The sequence below is a fragment of the Frankia sp. CoWAU3 genome, from assembly GCF_977971855.1.
On record NZ_CDWWXB010000270.1, the window covers coordinates 1 to 3,787 of the forward strand.

Genomic DNA, 3,787 nt, shown 5'->3' on the forward strand with positions numbered 1-3,787 from the left:
GACCGTACGTCCGGCAGGCCCGCGGCATCGGCCACGTCATGTCTATCAGCGAAACATTCCTGGAACCCCGCTGATGCCCGTCACGGCTCCGAGCCGGGACCACAGGAAGCCGCGGGTCCCGAGCAAGATCCTGAGCAAGGTCCCGAGCAAGATCAGCCCCGGAGGACACACAGGGACACGGAGCCCCCGCCATCGGCGATCTCCAAGGTGGCCGCCGGTACCGAGCGCCGCGCCCGCACCCCCCGGCCACTCGTCTCCAGCGCCTGGTAGAGTCCTGCATGTCGCCGCGGGGACGCGGAGGCAACGCGCCGCTAGCTCAATTGGCAGAGCAGCGGACTCTTAATCCGCGGGTTCGGGGTTCAAGTCCCTGGCGGCGCACCCGTATCTACCAGGTCGTATGACTCTCGGCAGTCTCTTTCGGAAGGTCTCTGTACCCACTTCTGTACCCCAGCCTCTCTGTGCCCTGACGGCAGACGCCCCAGGCGCTGCAAGGTACACAGCCGTCCCGGGGTGTCGCCGATTCGCTCGGGTGCACGGTCAGCCCGCGGTACCCGCTCCGCCCTCCTCGTCCTCCTCACCGTCGCCGGTGGCCGCCCCGTCCGACGGATCCGGTTCGTCGCCCTGGCTCCCGAAGACCCGGTCGAGCCGGCCGACCGCGTCGCGCTGGGTCTCCGGCATTACGTGGGTGTAGGTGTTCATGGTGAGCTGGATCGTGGAGTGCCCGAGCAGCTCCATCACCGTCCGCGCCGGTACACCCTCGGCAAAACCGGTAGGCAGCAATGTTCCAGGGGTGTTGAGTAGCGCTGTGGGAGAAGATCGGCTGGTAGCTATTCGTCAGGGCTGGTAACTACGGTCACGGACGAGTTCAGCGGCGTAGCGGTGCCAGGTGCCCCCAGTCTGCGCGGTCCAGCGGGCGGCGGTGGTCGGGTGCATCGAGAGCATGTCGGCGAGGGCGGCGGTGGGGAGTTCGGCGGCGAGCTGGGTTATTGCGGCGCGGCGACCGGCGACCGCGGAGACGCCGAGCTTGCGCAGTCGTTCCCCGAGCCGGGCGGGGGTGATCGGTTGTCCGGGGAGCAGGCCTGGGAACAGCCAGCCGGTCGTGCCGGGTGAGCCGACGCCGACGTGGGGACGGCCTTTGTCGCGTAGTCGCGGGACCAGGCTGGCGAGCGGTTCGGGCAGGTGGATGCGTTCGGTGCCGATCTGCAGGTGCACGGTGCCGCCCGGCTGGTGGACCTGGCTGGTTGTGAGCGCGGCGATACGGGAGAGCTGCTGGCCGTAGAGGAGCAGCAGCGCGCCGGCGACCCGGTCGGTCAGTTCGACGGTGTCGTCGTGCAGGAGCCGGGCGAGCAGCGCGATCCGCTCGTCCTCGCTGGTGGCCGGGCCGGTCGGTCGGGGGCGGGCGGGGACTGTCAGCGTTCGGGTGTGGCCGCGCCCGGCGGTCCAGGCGAGGAAGTCGCCGACGTCGTGGGCGGACGGGGCGCCGCTGGTCAGCCAGAGGTCGACGGTGTGCTGGTCGAGCTCGGCGAGGGTGGTGCCGCGGTCGTGCAGCCAGGCGAGGAACGCGATCGTGACGTGGACGAGTTGGCTGGCGCGGGCGGTCACCGTCCGGGGGCGGCGGGAGTGTTCCGCGCGGGCGCGGAGTCGGCGCAGGACCCGCCAGGTGGTGTAGGCGGTTGCGACACGTCGGTGTTCGGGCGGTTCGACGTCTGCGAGCCGGCGGGCCAGGCGCTGTTCGGCGCGGGCGAGTGCCTCGTCGCGTGCCGGGAGTACCTGGTGGGCGACGAGCAGGGTGCGCAGGTAGTCGGCGGCGGCGCGGCGGGGATGGGTGTCGAGTGCGTCGTGGCTGGTGGGCAGCCGGCCGGCGGCCAGGTCGGCGAGCAGGCCGCTGGCCGCGCCGGTGCGCAGCCAGTTCAACGCGGTGTAGGGGTTCGGGGTCGCGCGGATCGCCTCGGCCACGGCGGCGAGGTGGGCCGGGACCTGCCCGTCGTCGGCGGCGAGCAGCGCGGTCGTGCGGCGTCGCAGGGAGCAGGTCGCGCAGCGGCCGGCCTCGAACAGCTTGTCCTCGAGGCCGCAGCCGGCGCAGCGGTGGGTGACCGGCAGGCCGGCGCAGTCGGCGCAGGTCGTGGCGCCGACGCCGGGGGGATGGACGAGGCGGCGGGTCTGGCCGCAGGACGCGCAGGTGCCGCGGTGGCGCAGCGCCGCCGTGTAGCACGGGTCGCAGACCGGCCCCTCGGGCCAGCGGACGGCCGGTGGCCGGGTGGCGCCGCAGCGGGCGCACGGCAGCGCGCGCCGTGGCGTGCACGTCTGGCAGAGCGGGGCGTTGCTGCTGGCGAACGTGCAGGGCCGCCGCCGCCCGCAGACCGAGCAGACCGCCTCCGGGAGTGTGAAGCAGTTCACGCAGATGTCGGGCTGGTCGTCGTGCGCGCGCCGCGCGATGCGGCACACCGTGCCGCACACACCGCAGCGGCGTTGGGCCCGGTCCGCGCAGCGCGCGCAGACCGGCTGGCCCCGCGGGTCGCGGCCGGCGACCGGTTTGATGATCCCGCAGCGCGCGCAGGCGGTTGCCCGGGCCCGGTTGTGGCAGCGCGAGCACAGCCCCTGCCCGTCGTCCTGGCGGGTCAGCGGACGGCCGGTCGCGCCGCAGCGCACGCAGGTCGGCACCGGCAGCGCGCCACCGGCCGCGATCAGGGTCCCGACGAGCCGTCCGACCGCCGGTGGCGCGCCGACGCTCAGCGCGGCCGGGTCCGTGGCCAGAGCGTCGGCCAGGTGCCGCAGGCTCGCGCCGCTGACCGCGCCCACCGCCGCGGCGATCACGTCGGCCGGTAGGGCCGGGCCGGCGGCCGCCACCGCCGCGGTCACCGCCACCCGGCGGGCCGCCACCTTCTCGAGCCGAGACGCCCGGGGGCCGGTCATGACCCGGTCCCCGGGCCGGGGACGGCGGTGATCTCGGCGCGCCGGGGCCGCAACGGCATCACGACCGGCAAGGACACCGCCCGCGGCGCCGTCGTGGCCGGTGCCGTCGTGGCCGACGGTGCCGTGTCCGACGGTGCCGCGGACGCGCCGGGGCCGGCCACGACGCGCCGGGGCCGGCCCCGGTAGGGCTCGACGAGGTCTGTGGGCGCGCAGCCGAGGATGTCGCAGAGCGCGGCGAGCGTCACCAGCGACAGCCGCTCCGGGACGCCGGTCACCAGCCGGTAGACCTGCTCGCGCGAAAGCCGGACACCCCGCTCGGCGAGCAGCGGGACCAGCGCCGTCGTCGCGAACAGCCCACGCTCGGCCATCAGCTTCCGCAGATGCCAGTAGTAGCCGACCTGCGCGCTCACCGCTCCTCCGTCCCGGCCACGGCGTGCAGGACCGCCGCGAGCGCCGCGGTGAGCATCCGGTTCTTCGCGTCCGTACCGACGGTGGTGTAGGTCGCGGTCGTCGAGGCCCACGAATGGCCGACCTGCTGCTGGACGAACAACGGATCGACCCCGTCCTCGATCAGGTGCGAAACGTACGAATGCCTCAGACAGTGCACGGACAGATCGGTCGGCAGCCCCGCCTCGGCCCGCCACCGGGCAAACCGGTCGTCCACCGACCGAGTCAAGATCCGCTGCCCGCGCTCGGTCAGCCAGACCGCCGAGCCGGCCGACCCCGGGAACTGGGGGCGGACCACCGTCAGGTACTCCTCGAGCACCCCGGCCGCCCACGGGAACACCGTCGCGACCGCGCGGCGCCGCGGCGGACTGCCCCGCATCGCCTTGCCGAACCGGACCTGGCAGACACCTAGCGGGAGTTTCCTAGA

The 3,787-nt window shown here is 73.9% G+C and carries 4 protein-coding genes and 1 tRNA gene; 1 reads left to right on the plus strand and 4 read right to left on the minus strand.

The features are described from left to right. The first annotated feature begins 305 nt into the window (after positions 1 to 305). Positions 306 to 378, plus strand: a tRNA-Lys gene (locus AC08ON_RS16925). A 159-nt stretch (positions 379 to 537) separates the two neighbouring features. On the opposite strand, the gene AC08ON_RS16930 is transcribed toward AC08ON_RS16925, so the two are convergent. From AC08ON_RS16930 to AC08ON_RS16945, 4 genes are all read right to left on the minus strand, one after another. Beyond that, positions 538 to 735 (minus strand): hypothetical protein, encoded by a 198-nt coding sequence (locus AC08ON_RS16930; RefSeq protein WP_476617323.1) that lies wholly within the window; start codon positions 733 to 735, stop codon positions 538 to 540. 99 nt (positions 736 to 834) lie between these two features. Continuing rightward, on the minus strand, positions 835 to 2,913 hold the full coding sequence (locus AC08ON_RS16935) for a hypothetical protein (protein WP_476617324.1): 2,079 nt from the start codon (positions 2,911 to 2,913) through the stop codon (positions 835 to 837). Next, positions 2,910 to 3,323 (minus strand): helix-turn-helix domain-containing protein, encoded by a 414-nt coding sequence (locus tag AC08ON_RS16940; RefSeq protein WP_476617325.1) that lies wholly within the window; start codon positions 3,321 to 3,323, stop codon positions 2,910 to 2,912. Before AC08ON_RS16940 ends, AC08ON_RS16935 begins: the two co-directional genes overlap by 4 nt. Next, positions 3,320 to 3,787, minus strand: a 468-nt coding sequence (locus AC08ON_RS16945; RefSeq protein ID WP_476617326.1) for a tyrosine-type recombinase/integrase, incomplete at its 5' end; no start/stop codon positions are given. The genes AC08ON_RS16945 and AC08ON_RS16940, both read right to left, overlap by 4 nt.